This is a genomic window from Leifsonia sp., assembly GCF_051955155.1.
In the GTDB taxonomy this organism is placed as follows: Bacteria; Actinomycetota; Actinomycetes; order Actinomycetales; family Microbacteriaceae; genus Leifsonia.
In genome coordinates this window covers 24,836-40,676 of record NZ_JBQCGZ010000131.1, presented here as the reverse complement: position 1 = coordinate 40,676, position 15,841 = coordinate 24,836, and the positions used below count along the sequence as shown (strand labels likewise).

Genomic DNA, 15,841 nt, shown 5'->3' with positions numbered 1-15,841 from the left:
AACTCCTTCGTCGTGTGGATGCGGTGGATGCTGCCTGCGAGCGAGTCTACACCTTATGTTCTATCAAACTTACAAGTCGATTCGACCCGATGACCCCGCGAGGTGAGGGCCGACGCTCGAACCCGCTCGCCGCTTCAGTGGCTGTCGCCGCCCCCGCCACCGAGGCTCGCCGCGAGCGCGTCGAGCAGCTGGTTCCAGCCGGACTCGAGCCCGGCGACCGCGGGTGCGGCACCGGACCGGACGGCCGAGACGTCGATCGTGAGTTCCAGTTCCGTCTCCCCCGCGGCGGCGCCTGCGATGGACAGCGTGTGCCGCGCCGCGAAGAGCGGGGCACCGTCGGGGCCGAGCGGCGCGAGCGAGAAGACGAGGCGGCGCGACGGGTCCGCCGCCTCCACCCTGCCCTCCGACGCGTAGCGGACCCCGTCCCCCTCGGCGAGCACGAGGTGGATGGTCGCGCCCGGCTCCGGCGACAGCTCCAGTCTCTCGACGGTGAAGTGCGGCGGCGCCCACCACCGGGCGGCGCGGGCGGGGTCGGTCCAGGCGACCCAGACGGCGGCGGGGTCCGCCGCGAGCGTGCGGGTGAAGCGCAGGACACGGTCGGCACCCCCGGCGCCCGCCTCCTCGGCCAGGATCGCCCGCTCGTAATCCTCGAGGACGGCGTCGTCGGCCCCCGGTCGTGCCAGGTCGCCGAAGTACGCGGACAGGGCCCCGAACGCCTCCCGATCCAGCCGTGCGACCCTGCGGCGGCCCAGCCGGTGCACCCGGATCACGCCCGCCGCCTCCAGCGCCTGCAGATGCTTGGTGGTCTGCGGCTGCAGCGCGCCGATGGCCTCCGCGACCTCCCCGACCGTGCACGCCCGGGAGGCGAGGAGCTCGACGATGCGGAACCGGGTCGGCTCCGCCACCGCGGCGAGCGCGCGCTGGACGTCCGGTCCGTTCACGCGGCGACGAGCGCGGCGAGGTTGTCCAGCTCGTTCGCCCTGCCCGCCAGGAGCCGCTGCGTCCACTCCTCGTCGTGCATCGGCTCGACGTGCATGAGGATCCGCGTTCCCTCACCCTCGGGCGCGAGCTCGACGACCGTGAGCTGCTCGTACGGCTCGTGGCCGGGGACGAAGTCGACCACCGACCGGTAGGCGAGCCTGGTGGGCTCGACGATCTCGGTGAAGTACTTGCGGGACTCGGTGCTCAGCGGCATCCCGTGCTGCTCCATGAACGCGATCTGCTCGGGCGCGACGGCGGTCATCGTATAGACGAGCTCGCCTCCCGGTGTCAGGTCGAGCCGAGTGACCTCGGTGCGGAAGCCCTCCGGGGCCCACCAGGAGGAGATGCCCTCCGCTGTGGTCCAGAGCTCCCAGACGCGGGCGGGTGCTGCGGCGACGGTTCGTTCGATGGTCTCGGTCATGCGGCCACCATACATTCGTCTAGACGAATGCGTCAATGGCCCCGAGCACGATCCAGGATCCGCGGCCCGCACAGCCAGGTGAGCACGCACAGCACGCCGGTGAATACGAACACCGCGGCGAACGCGCCCTCGGTCTCCGTTCCGCCGAACGCCGAGAACACGATGGCGGTCGCGGCGAGCGCGATCGCCGAGCCGATGGCGTCCGCGATCGACAGCGCCGAGCTGTTGAAACCCTGGTTGTCCGGCGTCGAGTACTCGAGCGTCAGGACGCCGAGCCGGGGATAGAGGACGCCCATCCCCGCGCCCGCGAACGCCCAGCCGATCACGACGACGACCGGGGACGCGCCGGTGAGCGCGGTGACGAGGAGGGCGGCGATCGCGACCGTCAGCCCGAGCGCGCCCAGGCGGGCGGCGAGCAGGTGGCCGATGGCCGGGAACCGGCCCTGCGCCCAGGACGCCGCGGCCCAGCTCAGCCCGGCTGCGGTCAGGGCGAGGCCCGCGACCGCGGCCGATGCTCCGTACTGGGTCACCAGGAGCAGCGGCACGTACACCTCCGCGGCGAAGAACGTGCCGGCGACGAGGGCGCGCATCAGGATCACGCTGGGCAGCCCGCGACGGGCGCGCAGCGTCCCCGTCGGCAGCAACGGGCGCAGGGCGACCAGCGCGACGACGGTCGCGAGCACCGGCGCGAGCCACTGCACCAGGCCGCGCGACTCGGCGGCGAGCGTGAGCGCGAGCACGGCGGCGGCGACCAGGACGGCCCAGCCGATCCGCACCAGCTCGCGGCGCCCGATCGCCGACCGCTCGGCAGGACCGTGCACGCCGCGCATCGCCGGGACGACCATCAGCATGGCGAGGACGACCAGGCCGACCACGCCGAGGAACACCCAGCGCCAGCCGACGGTCTCGGCGAGCGCTCCGGCGACGACCGGCCCGATCAGCGACGGGATGACCCACGCGGCCGCGAAGGCCGCGAAGATCCGCGCGTGCAGCGCGGGCGGGTAGACGCGGGCGACGATCACGTACAGGGCGACCGTCACCGCGCCGCCCGCGAGCCCGTGCACGAGCCGCCCGGTGACGAACAGGACCATGTCGGGCGCGGTGCCCGCGATCGTCAGGCCGGCGGCGAAGAGCACGACAGAGGCGAACAGCGCGTTGCGCGGGTTGCCGCGGTCCGACCAGACCCCGGCCAGCACCATCCCGACGACGCTCACGGCGAGCGGACCGGCGAACGCGAACGCGTACAGCCCGGCGCCGTCGAGCTCACGGCTGACGGTCGGCATGATCGTGGTGACCGCCATCGCCTCGAACGCCGCGAGCATGACGAGCAGGAACATCCCGATGCTCACCCAGCGGAAGCGCGGGCCGAGCACCCCCTCCGGCTTCGGGAGGCGGTCTGTTGCGGGCGGTGGAGCAGTGTCCGGCAGGGAGGCATTCCCGTCGCGAGAAGTCATGCGACGAGCCTAGAACCTCAAGTAAGGTTGAGGTCAATGACTCCCGCAGAGCCGATCCTGACCGTCGGGGACGTCGCCGCCCGCAGCGGCGTCGCCGTCTCCGCGCTGCACTACTACGAGCGCGAGGGGCTGATCGCGAGCGAGCGCACCGCCGGCAACCAGCGGCGGTACCGCAGGGATGTGCTGCGCCGAGTGGCGTTCATCCGCGTCTCGCAGCGGGTCGGCATGCCGCTCGCCGATATCCGCGCCGCCCTGGACTCGCTGCCGGCCGGGCGCACCCCGACGAAGAAGGACTGGGCGCGGCTGTCCCGGCTGTGGCGCGCGGAGCTGGACGAGCGCATCCGCTCGCTGGAGCGGCTGCGCGACGACCTCACGGGCTGCATGGGCTGCGGCTGCCTGAGCCTGCGCACGTGCACCCTGCAGAACCCCGGCGACGCCCTCTCCGCGGACGGCCCCGGCCCCCGCCGCTGGACCTGATGCCGGGCGCCGAGAAGAGAGTCGTTGTCGCTTCCCACCGCCGAAAGCGACATCAACCCGCCACTCGCGAACCGCACGGCGGCGGGTACGGCTAGCGGGCGCGGGCGGTGGAGGCGCGGACGACCAGCTCCGGGAGGATGCTCACGGGGCCCGGCTCGTCGCCGCCCTCGATCTCGGCGACCAGGCGCTCGACGCTGCGCCGGCCGAGCTCGGTGAAGTCCTGCAGCACCGTGGTCAGCGGCGGCCAGAAGTGCGCCGCCTCCGGGATGTCGTCGAAGCCGACCACGCTGAGGTCGTCCGGGATGCGCCTGCCCTGCTCCAGCGCCGCGTGGTACACGCCGAGCGCCATCTGGTCGTTGGACGCGAACACGGCGGTGACCGCGGGATCGGCGGCGAACTCCCGCGCCGCCCGGTACCCGGACCCTGCCGACCAGTCGCCGCGCCGCACCTCCTGCTCCGGCAGCCCGGCCTCGCGCAGCTCGCTCCGGTAGCCGTCGACGCGCGCCTGCGCCTCGAACCACTCCAGCGGCCCGGCGATGTGCACGATGCTGCGGTGCCCCAGCCCGATCAGGTGCCGCGTCGCCGCCCGGGCGCCCGCCTCCTGATCGACGGTCAGCTCGCGCGAGACGACCTCGGCGCCGCCCTGCAGGGTCACGTAGGGGACGCCGATCGCCGCCGACGCCACCCGGCGCAGCACCGCCTCCTGCGGCGCGATCACGATGATCCCCTCCACGGCCTGCGACAGCAGGTGGTCGATCCCCGCCGCGATGCCCGCGTCGCTCAGCTCGGTCAGCTGCGTCACCGCGACGTAGTAGCCGGCGTCGCGGCCCGCGCTCTGGATGGCGTTGATGCTGGACACCGGCCCGTACAGCGCGGCGGCCGAGGTGGACAGCACGCCGATCGTCCGCGACCGGGCCGTGACGAGGGCCCGCGCCGCCCGGTTCGGCCGGTAGTGCAGCTGCTCCATCGCGTCGAGCACGCGCTGGCGGGTCGAGTCCCGGATGCTGGGGTGGTCGTTGATCACGCGGGAGACGGTCTGGTGGGACACACCGGCGAGCTGGGCGACGTCCCTCATGCTCGCAGCGCGCGCCGGGTGCTCGTGGGTCACGTGGCTCCCCTTCGTCCACGTCACGGGTTCGGGCGGCCCGCGATCCCCCTCATTATGCGGTATCGCGCCGCCGTCGCCGGGAGAACGCCCCGAATGCCCCCACCAGCACCGCGACCACGGCGAGGACCGCGGGGAAGACCAGGTGCCAGCCGGCGAGCAGCAGCAGGCCGGCGGCGAAGACGCAGGAGAGCACGGCCATCCACCAGCCCGCCGACCAGCGCGGCAGCAGCACGATCGCCGAGGCGACGCCCAGCCCGTAGACGGCGGCGGCGATGCTGGTGTGGACGAGGATGAACGGCTGCAGGTCGCCGCTGGCCAGCACGACGAGCGAGTACAGCGCCATCACGACAGCCGAGAGCAGCAGGCCGCGCCGGGCGACCGCGCCGTTCTCGGCGCCGCGCCCGAACCACGACGGCAGGTCGCCGTCGCGCCCCATCGCCGCGCCCAGCTTGCTGAACGCGGCGAGGTAGGCGTTGAAGACCCCGGTGACGACGATCGCGGCGATCACCGCGACGACGACGCCGCCGCCGGAGCCGGTGGCGACCTCCACCAGGTCGAGCAGCGGCACCGCGGAGGCCGCCGCACGGTCGCCGAGCACGAGGACCGTGACCGTCTGGATGGCGAGGTAGGCGACCGAGACGATCACGAGCGCGAGCGCGGTGGCGCGCGGGATGTCGCGCCGCGGGTTCCGGAACTCGCCGCCGATGCCGGCCACCGCCTCCCAGCCCGCGAACGCCCAGATGTAGAGGCTCATCGCGAGGCCGACGCCCGCCCAGCCGTGCGGCAGCAGCGGCGTGAGCCGGGCGGCGTCGGCGTGCGGGGCCGCCGCGGCCAGCACGAACACGAGCACGGCGATCAGGGCGCCCGAGAGCACCAGCTGCACGGACGCGGCGAAGCGCACGCCGAACGCGGTCACGATCACCGGCACCACCATGAGCGCGACGGCGATGACCGTCGTGGTCACCGCGTCCCCGCCGATCACCGCGACCACGTACCGCGCGGTCATCAGGGCGGCGATCGGCGCGCCGATCGGGGTGCCGAAGAAGAACCAGTAGCTGATGATCCGCGCCGAGGTCGGCCCGAACGCGCGGCGGGCGAACGTCGCGACTCCGCCGGCGTCGGGATGCCTCCGCGCCAGCGCCGCGAACGTCGCCGCGAGCGGGATGGAGATCAGCGCCAGGGCTGCGACCGCGATGATCGCGCCGGGACCGGCGACCGCCGCGGCGAGCGCGGGCAGCACCAGGATGCCCGTGCCGAGCACGGCGGCGACGTACAGCGCCGTCCCGCCCGCGACGCCGAGCCGCCCGTGGCCGGAGGCCGGGACCGCGTCGCCCTGGCGCTCGGACGATGCCGGCACGCGCGTCGCCGGGGACACGGAATCGCTCATCCCCCGATCATCGCGCGCACCCCCGACATCGGGGCGCCCGGTCATCCGCCGACGTTCCGGAATCGTATACAATCTTCGGGAACAAGGAGTGGGCATGGACGACGCACCGACCGGCCGGACCACGGTGCAGCTGCGCCGCTACCGGGTCGCCGACGGCGAGCTCGACGCGTTCGTGCACTGGTGGCGGCAGTGGATGCCGCGGATGCGCTCCGCGTACGGCTTCACCATCGAGTTCGCCTACGCCCTCCCCGCGACCAGCGAGTTCGTCTGGGCCGTCAGCGCCCCGGGCGGCATCGGCGAGTTCGAGGAGCGCGAGGCCCGATACCTCGCTTCCGAGCTGCGTGCCCACGCATTCGACGGCATCCCCGAGCGGCTGGTCGGGCGGACGATCGGCTACGTCGACGACGTGGCCGGCCGCTCGGCCTGACGCTCTCCGGTCGCCGTCGTGAGCGGCAGCGTCCGGTAGGGCACCTCCACGCCGAGGAGGATCGTCGTCGAGGTCCGCAGCATGTGCGGATGCGCGGCGATCTCGTCGATCACGCGTTGCAGATCGGCATGATTCCGCGCAACGACGCGGATCCAGAGATCCTCGCGCCCTGTCACCGTGACGACTTCGAGGACTTCTGGGATCGAGCGCAGCTGATCGATCACGGAATGGTGCCGCATCGACTGGGCGATCTCGGCCGAGATGAATGCCGTCACGGCGTAGCCGAGCGCGGTGACATCGACGGTCGGAGCGAAGTCGACGATGATCCCCCGGCTGGTCATCCGGTCCAGGCGGGCCTGGACCGTGCCGCGCGCGATGCCCATCCGGCGCGAGACCTCGTAGACCCCGATTCGCGGATGGTTCGTCATGATCTCGAGGATCGTGGCATCTGTCTGATCGAAACTCATAGCGCGCACCCCACCCTTTGTATAGCATTGCCGCAAATGAGAGTACACGATGGTGACGATGAGGCACCCGTGGCCAGCAGAGTGCCACGTGCGCGGCGCCGCGAGCCGAATCCGGTCGGCACCGACCGCGGCGACGGTAGCACCGTCTTCACCGAGCTGCAGCGCATCTGGGACTTCGAGGACATCATCGCATCGCGGTTCGGAGCGATCCGGGACGAGCTCGACCTCATCCGCCCGGTGCCGCAGGATCGCGAACGGCTGCAACGCGCCATCCGGGCCGCTGACGAGATCCAGAACGCCGTGCACGGCCTCTCCTCGCATTCCCGCGGTCGGGTCCTCGGCGGCAGGACGCTCGAGGGCGCCATCGACGCACGCCTGGCGCGGATGGCCCCGGACGGCCCCGTCGCCACGCTGAGGGTCGTCGGGGAGCGCGTTCCGCTCGACCGGATGACGGTGCACGACATTTTGCTGGTCTTCCACGAGGCGATCGAGAACGCCATCCGCCATGCCGGCGCCACGGCCGTCCGCGTCGGCCTCGTCTATGCCGGCCCGACGGTCGTGCTGCTGGTCGAAGACGACGGAGTCGGGTATTCGCCAGAATCGCTGGTCGAGGAGCGCGGATTGCGCCGGATGAAAGAGCGCACCATCGAGAACTCCGGCTCGTTCTCGATCTCCTCCCTCGCCGGCTGGGGCACGACTCTGCGCGCGACGTTCTCGGTCGACCGGCTGCGACGGAGCGGAACGGAGCGCACCGCCGTGATCGTGATCGACCCGCGCGCCGTGGTGGTGGCCGGCCTCGCCGTCCTCGCCGCGCGCGCGGACCCGCGGATCGCGGTGGTCGGGGAGTTCACCCGGCCCGACGACGCGGCTCAGGCGGTGGCGCTCGCCCGCCCGCAGCTGGCATTGGTCGGTCTCGGCTTCGGTCAGGAGACGCCGGCGGTGATCGAATCACTTCGCCGGGCGCTCCCGGAGCTTCAGATCGTGGTCATCTCCGACGCGTCGACCACGACGGATCTGCTCGGCGCGGCCCGCGATTCCGGCATCGCCGCCGTCGTCGATGCCCAGGCGCCGGTCGGGGCCGTCCTCGACACGATCGTCGCGGCGGCGAGGGGCGACGCCGCACGGCGGGCCTGGCAGGCCTCCCGGCCCGACCTCCAGGAGCCCGTCGAGGCGCTCACCGACCGCGAGCGCGAGGTCCGCGCGCTGCTCTTGGACGGCGCGAGCAACCACGTCATCGCGGCGACGCTCGGGCTCTCGGTCCGCACGGTCGAGAAGCACGTGAGTGCTGTGCTGCACAAGGCCGGTGCGCAACCGGATCCAGCTGCTCGCGGGGAGCAGGTCTCCGGCGACGCGCACCGACTGAACAGTGCGTCAGCGCCCGGCTGCGGGATGCTCCGGGTACTCCAGGCCGAAGTGCTCGCGGAGCGTCTCGCCCTCGTAGTCGTGCCGGAACAGCCCGCGCTCCCGCAGGATCGGCAGCACCTCCTGGGCGAACACGGCCGCCTGGCCCGGCAGGTTCGGGGCGAGCACGAATCCGTCGGCAGCGCCGACGCTGTGCCACTCCTCGATGAGGTCGGCGAGACGCTCGGGCGTTCCGACCACGCGCGTGCCGAAGCCGCTGGCGGTCCGCGCGAGGAAGGCGCCGACGGTCATGCCCGGCGTCTGCGCGATCTGCCGGTAGCGCTGCAGCGCGGACTGGTTCTTCTGGGTGCTCTCGGGAAGCGCCGGCATCGGGGCATCGGGGTGCAATCCCTCCAGGTCGATGTCCACCTCCTGCAGCTTGGCGATCTGCAGCTCCGGGACGAACAGCCCGCCGATGTACTCGTCCGTCCGCTCGGCCTCCTCGTCCGTCGACCCCAGGACGAAGCTGAGCTGCGGGGTCACCAGCGGCGCCGAAGTCCGGCCTGCGGCATGCGCCTCGCTCCGGACCCGGTCGCGGAACGCGGCGCCGGCCGATGCGTCGCCCTGCATGGTGAAGACGACCTCGGCGTTGCGCGCGGCGAAGGCGACACCGGCCCCGGAGGAACCGGCCTGGAAGAGCACGGGCCGGCCCTGACGCGACCGTCGAGCGCCCAGCGGACCTCTGACGTCGTAGTACGTCCCGTGGTGGTCGGCGACGTGGATCTTGGCGGGGTCGGTGAAGACGCCGCGCGCGTGGTCGGCGACGACGGCGTCGTCTTCGAGCGAGTCCCACAGCGCCCGGATCACGTCGACGGCCTCCTGCGCCTGGCGATACCGTTCGTCGTGCTCGGGGAGCCCGTCGGCGCGGAAGTTGTCCGCTGCCTCCGCCGCCCACGTCGTGACGATGTTCCAGCCGGCACGGCCGGCGCTCACGTGGTCGAGGGAGAGCACCTGGCGGGCGAGCGTGTACGGCGCTTCGAACGTGGTCGATCCGGTGACGACGAGTCCGATCCGGTTCGTCGCCATGGCGAGCGCGGCCGCGAGCGTGAACGGATCGAAGTCGTCCGTGACCCGGTATGGCCACGTGCCCCGGTCCCCGAAGAAGAGCGTGTCCGTCAGGAAAACGCCGTCGATCGCTGCCGATTCGAGCGCCTGCGCCTCCTGGACCAGGAAGTCCAGCGATCCGGGGAGCGGATCCCCGTGGCGCTGCGCGCGCCAGGAGTTGAGATTGGTCCGCGTGACGTTCGCGACGACGAGGAAGTGCAGCGCGGAGGTCATCGGGTCCCCCCGGACGCCGGGGCGAGCCACGGAGCTATCGTGACGTGGATCGCCTGCTCACCGGGGATCTCCCCGCCGAGCAGGCGGATGCCGTACTCCGCGTCGTCGAGGCCGACGGTGTGGCTGTGCAGCTTGTGGAAGGGGAAGCGGCCCTCGGCGAGCATCTCCAGCGCCATCCGTGTCGACGTGTCGGTGCGGCCGGCGGCGCCCTGGAGCCGGATCGACCGCAGCACGACCTCGTCCAGCATCAGCTCCGCCGCGCCGCGGCCCTTGTTCCCTGCGACGACGACGGTTCCCCAGCGGCGGACCGAGCGCACCCCGTCGACGGTCGCCTGAATGGATCGCGGCGTGCTGTCGACGGCGACGTCCGCCCCGCGACCGCCCGTGATCCGTTTCACTTCGGCGACCGTGTCCTGCGTCTCGACGTCGATCGTGTGGGTGGCGCCGAACTCGCGCGCGAGCTCGAGCTTGTAGGCGTCCCTGGTCAGCCCGGTCACGATGATGTGACGTGCGCCGAGCGTCGCGGCGACAGCGGCGACCCCCAGTCCGCGCTGCCCGCAGCCCAGGATCAGGACCGAGTCGCCAGCGGTGATCCCCCCGGCCTCACGACCCCAGTTGAAGGAATTCGAGAGGGCGTTCCAGTAAGCGGCGTCCTCGTCCGAGACGCCGTCGGCGATCGGCAGGACGCGCGAGCCGGGCTGGAGCACGAGGTACTCGGCCATTCCGCCCCACAGGCCGTGCCCGACCGTCGTCTTGGTCTTCGAGTAGCCCATGAAGTCGACGCACCTGAACGGGTCGCCGAAGTGGCACTGCGTGCACTGCCCGCAGAAGACCAGCCCCTCGACGGCGACCCGGGCGCCGACCGAGACGCCCCACCGGCGCTCGGCGACAGGGTCGATCGCGTGGATCTCGCCCACGATCTCGTGCCCGGGGACCATCGGGAACGTCGCGTGGCCAGGATCGTCGGCCTGGCCGGTGTAGATGTCGTAGTCGCTTCCGCAGACCCCGTTGGCGAGAACCTTCAGGATGGCGCCGCCGGCGGGCGGGGAGTCCGGCACCTCGAACTCCTGGAGTTCCATCTGGCGCGGAGCGGTCATGACCACAGCACGGGATTTCATGTGAGTTTCTTTCCTTTCGGGTGGCGTCAGAAGCCGTAGCGCTTCATGCCGCCGTCGACGGCGATGACCTCGCCGGTGATGTAGCGGCCCTTCGGCGAAGCCAGCAGGGCGACGAGCCAGGCGATGTCGTCGGCGGAGCCGACGTACCCGGCGGGGATGAGGCGGCGAGCGAGATCGGCGCGCTGCTCGGCGGTGAAGTCCCGGTCGAGCTGCTCGCTCTCCACGAAGCCGGGCCCGATCGTGTTCACGGTGATGCCGTACGGCCCCACTTCGCGCGACAGGCTCTTGCTGAACGAGATCCGGGCGGCGTTGATCGCGTTGGCGGCGTTGATGACGTCCTGCGGTTCCAGGAGGCCGCCGATATTGATGATCCGCCCGTAGCGCTGCTCCTTCATATTGGGGACGAAGCGCTGGATCATCTGGCGCACGGCGGTGAAGCGCAGCGCGAAGGCCTGCGCCCAGTCCTCGTCGGTGCCGTGCAGGGAGACGGGCATCGACCGTCCTGCCGAGTTGACGAGGATGTCGACCCGGCCGTACTTCGCCGTGATCTCGTCGGCGATCCGGGCGCCGGCACCCTGCTCGGTGAGATCGCCGCAGACGATGTGCGGACGCTTGCCACCCGCATCCGCGATCTCGTCGGCGAGCGCCGTGAGCACCGCCTCCCGCCGGGCGACGCCCACGATCTGCACACCTTCCCCGGCGAGGACGCGTGCGATCGCACGGCCGATTCCGGTGCCAGCGCCGGTGATGACGGCGAGCTTCCTGTCTAGCTCGAGTTCCACAGTGCTTTCCTTCTCTGGGTTGCCGGGCTCCCGGACGCCGTGCCGGGCACGGCGTCCGGGGTCCTGCTCTAACGGGGGGTGGAGATGATGTCGGAGGCGGTCACGACGTTCGGGACGACGCCGTAGTCCTTGAGGATCGCGAAGTAGCGGTCGACCGCGCCCTCGTCGATCGTGGAGGTGAAGGTGGGCAGCCGGCCGGAGCGGACGACGGCGACATCCGTGTCGACATGTTTGGCGATGATCTCGGTCAGCTCGTCGTAGTTCGCCTTGTCGTTGACCCAGGTGATCGCCTTGTCGATCGCGCGCAGGAAGCGCGGTGCAGCAGCGGAGTCGATCCAGGCCTTCGTCGCACCGAACGCCGTCGCCGGGGTGCCTTGCAGCCCGGCTTCGACGGTCGGATAGCCGATGATCCGCAGCGACCCGTCGCCGTCGAGGACCTGGGTCAGAGCGGGCTCGGTGATGAAGGAGGCCGTCAGGCTCCCCGTCTTCACCAGTTGCGCGCCCTGGGTGATCGGGACGTTCTGGAACTTGACCGCCTTCGAGTCGCCGCCCGCCTTGTCGATGGCGTAGCTGATGTACGCCTGGGCGGGTCCACCGGCCCCCGGGACGCCGACGGTGTCTCCCGCTCCGAGCGCGCCGAGCGAGGCGGGGCCGTCCTTCTTCGCCACCATGGCGATCTGGGAGGCGTCCTCGGTGTCGGCGTACGAGGAGGTGATACCGAAGATCCGGAAGTCGAGGCGCTTCGCCGCGGACTGCGCGGTGACGCCGAGCGTGGTGATCCCTGCCTGGTAGGACCCGCCGACGATGAGCGGGACCGCCTCGGCGGCGACCCCGTTCGCGGCGTTCTCCGCGGTGACGTCCAGGTTCTCCTGGTCGAAGAAGCCCTTGTCCTTCGCCACCCAGAGCGGGGCGGCATCGTACGCGAGGCCCTCGACGACCTTGATCGAGATGCGCTTCTGCGCGCCTCCGGTGTCCGCCGCGCCCGGTGCGCTGCCTCCGCCTGCGCACGCGGTGAGCGTGAGCAGCAGGGCCGCCGCGCCGGCCGCGACGAGTGAACGGTGTGCCATGTGACTCTCCTTTGAGGTGCATGCGATCACCGGCGCTGGTGATCGTCTTCGACGCTAGGGCGTCGCCGATGGGGCCTTGAAGGGTGCTGGCACCCAGGCCGGTATGGGTGGAACCCGGGGCGTCAGTCCGCGGACCTGCGCCAGCGCAGGATCCGGGCTTCGACACGTCCGTAGGCCACCGTCACGAGGTAGCCGATCAGGCCGAGCAGGATCACTCCCGACCACACGGCAACCGTGTCGAACTGCTGCTGAGCGCTGATCACGTAGAAGCCGATGCCCTGTGTCGATGCGTAGATCTCGCTCGCGATCATCACGACCAGACTCACCGAAAGCGAGACGCGGATGCCGATCGAGATCTGCGGGAACGCGCCGGGGAGCAGGACACGGAAGAAGACGTTCCCGCGGGTGACGGAGTAGACCCGCGTGGTCTGCCAGATCTCCGGATGGATCGAGCGGATCGCGTCGACGGTGTTCAGGAGGATCGGCCACAGGGCCGAGAATGCGATCAGCAGGACCTTCTGCTCGGTGCCCGTTCCGAGGATCACGAGCGAAAGCGGGATGAGCGCCACGACGGGGAGCGCCCGCGCGAACTGCAGCAAGGGGTCGACGATCTGCTCGAGGCGACGGGAGAGCGCGAGCGCCGTCCCCAGCGCGACGCCGACGACGAGCGCGAGGCCGACGCCTGCCGCCCAGTTCGCCATGCTCGGCAGGATCGCGTCGACGAACCCGGGGCCGAACCAGGTCTCGCGGAAGGAGGTGACGATCTCGGAGAGCGGAGGGAAGTACGGCAGGGTGGACGACGCGGACGCGAACCACCACACTCCGACCAGGACGATCGGCAGCCACGCCGCCCACGCCACGGCGGCGAGGCGCGATCGGACGGGACGGGGGGAGCTCATGAGTCGCCCTTCGTGGTGCGGTAGTGCCAGTGCAGGGTGGTGTGCTGCGCCCACTGCAGCAGCGCGTTCAGCCCGAGCCCGACGAGCCCGGTCGCGATGATCACGATCAACGACTCCGTCGTGTTGCTCACCTGCTGCAGTCGCGAGATCAGTGCGCCGAGCCCGCCGGAGGACGTGATCACCTCGGTGCCGACCGCCAGCAGCAGCGACAGCGTCGCCGAGATCCGCACCGCCGTCGCGAACGGCGGGAGCATGGCCGGCGTCGTCACGAGCGCGAGCCGTTGCCACACCGTCAGCCGGTAGATCCGGGCCGTCTCCAGCAGTTCGGGCTCGACCGTGGAGATGCCGTAGTAGACCTGGAGGATCACGGGCCACACCGCGGCGATCACGATGAGCGTGACCTCCATCCCCATGCTCACCCCCAGCACCAGCAGAGCGATCGGCACCAGGGCGATCGGCGGGATCGTCCGCATGAAGTCGACCACGAAGCGCGAGGAGGCCCACGCGTTGCGGTGCAGGGAGAGCACGAGGCCGATGACGGTGCCGAGGGCGAGTGAGATCGACAGACCGAGCAGCGTGGCGACGATCGTGTGCACGATCGCGAGCCAGAACCGGGCGTCGGCGACGACGTCGACCGCCCCGGCGGCGAGCTCGCCGAGGTCCGGCAGCGTGGCGGCGAACGTCGGCACCACCGTGACGGCGGCCTGGTAGCCGGCCAGCATGACCAGGAAGAACACCGCGCGGGCCGCAGCGAGGCGCGCCCCGCGCAGCTCGCCGCGAGTGCGGCGAGGGGCGAGCGGGCGGCCGACCACCAGCGAGCTGGTGACCGTCTCCTGCCCTGTCGACGACGTCATCGCGCGACCGCCGCCCTGGCCGCCGCGATGCTCTCGAACACCTCGGCACGGTGGGCCAGGAACTCCGGGAGCGCCTTCGTGCGCAGCTGATCGCGGTCCCGCCCGAGGCGCACCTCGATGGTGTTCGTGACCGATGCCGGCGCTCCGCCGAGGACGACGACGCGATCGGCGAGGTAGACGGATTCGTCGATGTCGTGCGTGATGAGGACGACGGTGATTCCGGTCTCGCGCTGGAGCCGCAGGATCAGGTCCTCCAGCTCGGATCGCGTCTGGGCGTCGACGGAGGCGAACGGCTCGTCCATGATGAGCACCTCAGGCCGGTAGGCGAGGGCCCTGGCGAGCGAGACGCGCTGCTGCATGCCGCCGGAGAGCTGCCACGGGTAGGACCGTCTGGCCCCGACGAGACCGACCGCGGCGAGCGCCTCGGTCACGCGCTCGTCGATCTCCGCGCGCGGGATCCCCTTGCCGCGCAGCGGGAGCCGGACATTGTCCTCCACCCGCAGCCAGGGCATCAGCGATCGGCTGTAGTCCTGGGACACCAGGGCGAGTCCGGCCGGCGTGCTGGTGTACGGCTCCCCGTCCATCGCGACCCGGCCTGCGGTCGGCGCGAGAAGCCCGCACATGCAGCGGATCAGCGTCGTCTTGCCCGTTCCGGACGGGCCGACGATGCAGACGAATTCGCCTCGCAGGACGGCGAGGTCGAGGTCGGACAGCACGTGCTTGGTCCCCGCTGCCGCGGGGAAGGACACCGCCAACCCCCGGATCTCGAGGACGACGCCGGCGGCGCCGGCACCTCCCTCTCGGGTCAGGCTCGATGCGGGCATGTCTGGCACTCTTTCCTTCTGGTCAGCCGTCGTCGTCGACGGGGCTCGCTTCGTGAGGTCGGGGCGATCGTGACACGTCTCAAACCGCGAATACAACAGCTGCGCAGCGGATGTGACATTGTGCTGGCATACCGCTCAGACTTCTCGATATTTGTCGACACTTTGTATCACAGGAGCGCTTCCCGCCCAGCAATCTGGTCATGGATGACGGTGAACTTTCCGTTCACGAATCCGAGAGCGTCGCCGAAGCGGTACTCGTAGCGCTGGACCTTACCGAGGAAGAGCGTGTGGTCACCGCCGTCGTACTGCGCCCAGGGCGTGCACTCGAAGAAGGCGAGCACCCCGGCCAGCCGCGGAGCGTGGTTGCCCTGCACCCACAGCGGCTCCTCCTGGGGCTTGCCGGCGAAGTGCAGCGCGAGCTTGCTCTGTTCTGCACCGAGGATGTTGACGGAGAACGGCCGGCCCACCAGCCCCGTGTGCGATTCGGCGAACGATCCGATCGAGACGAGGATGAGCGCGGGATCGATCGACACCGACGTGAACGAGTTGATCGTGATTCCGTGGAAGCCGTCCGGTGTGTCGTAGCCGACCACCGCGACTCCCGTCGCGAATCGCCCGAGCCCGCCGCGGAAGTGCTGGGCCGGCGGCCGGTAGAGCGGGGAATCCGGCTGATAGCGGATGGCGAATTCAGTGGACATGACTGTTCCTTTCGAGGGGGACCGATGGAGGGAGGTGTGCGCGGTCGCGGCCCCGCGGGTGGACAACAGGCCCATTTCCGCGGCCGCTACCGGCCGCTGCGATGTACAGGATGCGCGGCCGGATCGTGCGCGGTCGTGATCGGCCACGCACGTCGCCTATCGTGCGATCGGAGCCGATGCCACCGGGGCGTCGGCCGT

16 protein-coding genes and 1 pseudogene are annotated in these 15,841 nt (G+C 71.0%); 3 read left to right on the top strand and 14 right to left on the bottom strand.

The annotated features are described in order from the left end of the window. Positions 1-134 precede the first annotated feature (134 nt). From ACTHMF_RS14615 to ACTHMF_RS14605, 3 genes are read right to left on the bottom strand one after another with little or no spacing between them, the layout of a single operon-like run. A complete protein-coding gene (locus ACTHMF_RS14615) occupies positions 135-941 on the bottom strand; it encodes a metalloregulator ArsR/SmtB family transcription factor (RefSeq protein WP_440318590.1) in 807 nt (268 codons plus the stop codon). After that, positions 938-1,402 (bottom strand): SRPBCC family protein, encoded by a 465-nt coding sequence (locus ACTHMF_RS14610; RefSeq protein WP_440318588.1) that lies wholly within the window; start codon positions 1,400-1,402, stop codon positions 938-940. The genes ACTHMF_RS14615 and ACTHMF_RS14610 overlap by 4 nt, the downstream gene beginning before the upstream one ends. Before the next feature lie 32 nt (positions 1,403-1,434). Beyond that, on the bottom strand, positions 1,435-2,856 hold the full coding sequence (locus ACTHMF_RS14605) for an MFS transporter (protein ID WP_440318586.1): 1,422 nt from the start codon (positions 2,854-2,856) through the stop codon (positions 1,435-1,437). 36 nt (positions 2,857-2,892) lie between these two features. Here ACTHMF_RS14605 and soxR point away from each other — a divergent pair, with 36 nt between their 5' ends. After that, entirely contained in the window at positions 2,893-3,333 is a 441-nt protein-coding gene (gene soxR, locus ACTHMF_RS14600) for a redox-sensitive transcriptional activator SoxR (RefSeq protein WP_440318584.1), read from the top strand. Positions 3,334-3,424: 91 nt separating this feature from the next. On the opposite strand, the gene ACTHMF_RS14595 is transcribed toward soxR, so the two are convergent. Both ACTHMF_RS14595 and ACTHMF_RS14590 read right to left on the bottom strand, forming a co-directional pair. Then, complete coding sequence (locus ACTHMF_RS14595; RefSeq protein ID WP_314149128.1) at positions 3,425-4,408, bottom strand: LacI family DNA-binding transcriptional regulator; 984 nt, start codon at positions 4,406-4,408, stop codon at positions 3,425-3,427. Positions 4,409-4,493: 85 nt separating this feature from the next. After that, positions 4,494-5,828: an APC family permease gene (locus tag ACTHMF_RS14590; protein ID WP_440318583.1), complete on the bottom strand. Its 1,335-nt coding sequence runs from the start codon at positions 5,826-5,828 to the stop codon at positions 4,494-4,496. A 94-nt stretch (positions 5,829-5,922) separates the two neighbouring features. Here ACTHMF_RS14590 and ACTHMF_RS14585 point away from each other — a divergent pair, with 94 nt between their 5' ends. Beyond that, a complete protein-coding gene (locus ACTHMF_RS14585) occupies positions 5,923-6,255 on the top strand; it encodes a hypothetical protein (RefSeq protein WP_440318582.1) in 333 nt (110 codons plus the stop codon). Here the strand turns inward: ACTHMF_RS14585 and ACTHMF_RS14580 are convergent. Beyond that, entirely contained in the window at positions 6,222-7,229 is a 1,008-nt protein-coding gene (locus ACTHMF_RS14580; protein ID WP_440318580.1) for an Lrp/AsnC family transcriptional regulator, read from the bottom strand. The genes ACTHMF_RS14585 and ACTHMF_RS14580 overlap by 34 nt on opposite strands. On the opposite strand from ACTHMF_RS14580, the pseudogene ACTHMF_RS14575 reads away from it, so the two are divergent. Next, a pseudogene (locus tag ACTHMF_RS14575) lies at positions 7,170-7,970 on the top strand (ATP-binding protein); the annotation flags it as partial. The gene ACTHMF_RS14580 and the pseudogene ACTHMF_RS14575 sit on opposite strands and share 60 nt — an antisense overlap. 123 nt (positions 7,971-8,093) lie before the next feature. Here ACTHMF_RS14575 and ACTHMF_RS14570 read toward each other — a convergent pair. The 8 genes from ACTHMF_RS14570 to ACTHMF_RS14535 form a co-directional block, all read right to left on the bottom strand. Beyond that, positions 8,094-9,401 (bottom strand): NtaA/DmoA family FMN-dependent monooxygenase, encoded by a 1,308-nt coding sequence (locus ACTHMF_RS14570; RefSeq protein WP_440318577.1) that lies wholly within the window; start codon positions 9,399-9,401, stop codon positions 8,094-8,096. Then, positions 9,398-10,519: a zinc-dependent alcohol dehydrogenase gene (locus ACTHMF_RS14565; RefSeq protein WP_440318575.1), complete on the bottom strand. Its 1,122-nt coding sequence runs from the start codon at positions 10,517-10,519 to the stop codon at positions 9,398-9,400. Before ACTHMF_RS14565 ends, ACTHMF_RS14570 begins: the two co-directional genes overlap by 4 nt. Positions 10,520-10,545: 26 nt before the next feature. Continuing rightward, positions 10,546-11,301, bottom strand: coding sequence for an SDR family NAD(P)-dependent oxidoreductase (locus tag ACTHMF_RS14560; RefSeq protein WP_440318573.1), 756 nt, complete (start codon positions 11,299-11,301; stop codon positions 10,546-10,548). A 68-nt stretch (positions 11,302-11,369) separates the two neighbouring features. Then, complete coding sequence (locus tag ACTHMF_RS14555) at positions 11,370-12,368, bottom strand: ABC transporter substrate-binding protein (RefSeq protein WP_440318572.1); 999 nt, start codon at positions 12,366-12,368, stop codon at positions 11,370-11,372. A 122-nt stretch (positions 12,369-12,490) separates the two neighbouring features. Beyond that, positions 12,491-13,267: an ABC transporter permease gene (locus ACTHMF_RS14550; protein ID WP_440318570.1), complete on the bottom strand. Its 777-nt coding sequence runs from the start codon at positions 13,265-13,267 to the stop codon at positions 12,491-12,493. Then, complete coding sequence (locus ACTHMF_RS14545; RefSeq protein ID WP_440318568.1) at positions 13,264-14,121, bottom strand: ABC transporter permease; 858 nt, start codon at positions 14,119-14,121, stop codon at positions 13,264-13,266. Before ACTHMF_RS14545 ends, ACTHMF_RS14550 begins: the two co-directional genes overlap by 4 nt. Then, positions 14,118-14,945 carry an ABC transporter ATP-binding protein gene (locus ACTHMF_RS14540; protein WP_440318566.1) on the bottom strand — a complete coding sequence of 276 codons (828 nt, stop codon included), beginning with the start codon at positions 14,943-14,945 and terminating at the stop codon, positions 14,118-14,120. The genes ACTHMF_RS14545 and ACTHMF_RS14540 overlap by 4 nt, the downstream gene beginning before the upstream one ends. A gap of 167 nt (positions 14,946-15,112) precedes the next feature. Then, entirely contained in the window at positions 15,113-15,643 is a 531-nt protein-coding gene (locus tag ACTHMF_RS14535) for a flavin reductase family protein (RefSeq protein ID WP_440318564.1), read from the bottom strand. Positions 15,644-15,841: the final 198 nt, after the last annotated feature.

Coding starts and splice junctions, on each gene's coding strand:
- ACTHMF_RS14570 (WP_440318577.1), bottom strand. CDS start 9,401: ATGACCTCCGCGCTGCACTTCCTCGTCGTCGCGAACGTCACGCGGACC.
- ACTHMF_RS14565 (WP_440318575.1), bottom strand. CDS start 10,519: ATGAAATCCCGTGCTGTGGTCATGACCGCTCCGCGCCAGATGGAACTC.
- ACTHMF_RS14555 (WP_440318572.1), bottom strand. CDS start 12,368: ATGGCACACCGTTCACTCGTCGCGGCCGGCGCGGCGGCCCTGCTGCTC.
- ACTHMF_RS14580 (WP_440318580.1), bottom strand. CDS start 7,229: ATGGCGGATGGCGTTCTCGATCGCCTCGTGGAAGACCAGCAAAATGTC.
- ACTHMF_RS14585 (WP_440318582.1), top strand. CDS start 5,923: ATGGACGACGCACCGACCGGCCGGACCACGGTGCAGCTGCGCCGCTAC.
- ACTHMF_RS14545 (WP_440318568.1), bottom strand. CDS start 14,121: ATGACGTCGTCGACAGGGCAGGAGACGGTCACCAGCTCGCTGGTGGTC.
- ACTHMF_RS14535 (WP_440318564.1), bottom strand. CDS start 15,643: ATGTCCACTGAATTCGCCATCCGCTATCAGCCGGATTCCCCGCTCTAC.
- ACTHMF_RS14605 (WP_440318586.1), bottom strand. CDS start 2,856: ATGACTTCTCGCGACGGGAATGCCTCCCTGCCGGACACTGCTCCACCG.
- ACTHMF_RS14550 (WP_440318570.1), bottom strand. CDS start 13,267: ATGAGCTCCCCCCGTCCCGTCCGATCGCGCCTCGCCGCCGTGGCGTGG.
- ACTHMF_RS14590 (WP_440318583.1), bottom strand. CDS start 5,828: ATGAGCGATTCCGTGTCCCCGGCGACGCGCGTGCCGGCATCGTCCGAG.
- soxR (WP_440318584.1), top strand. CDS start 2,893: ATGACTCCCGCAGAGCCGATCCTGACCGTCGGGGACGTCGCCGCCCGC.
- ACTHMF_RS14610 (WP_440318588.1), bottom strand. CDS start 1,402: ATGACCGAGACCATCGAACGAACCGTCGCCGCAGCACCCGCCCGCGTC.
- ACTHMF_RS14540 (WP_440318566.1), bottom strand. CDS start 14,945: ATGCCCGCATCGAGCCTGACCCGAGAGGGAGGTGCCGGCGCCGCCGGC.
- ACTHMF_RS14595 (WP_314149128.1), bottom strand. CDS start 4,408: ATGAGGGACGTCGCCCAGCTCGCCGGTGTGTCCCACCAGACCGTCTCC.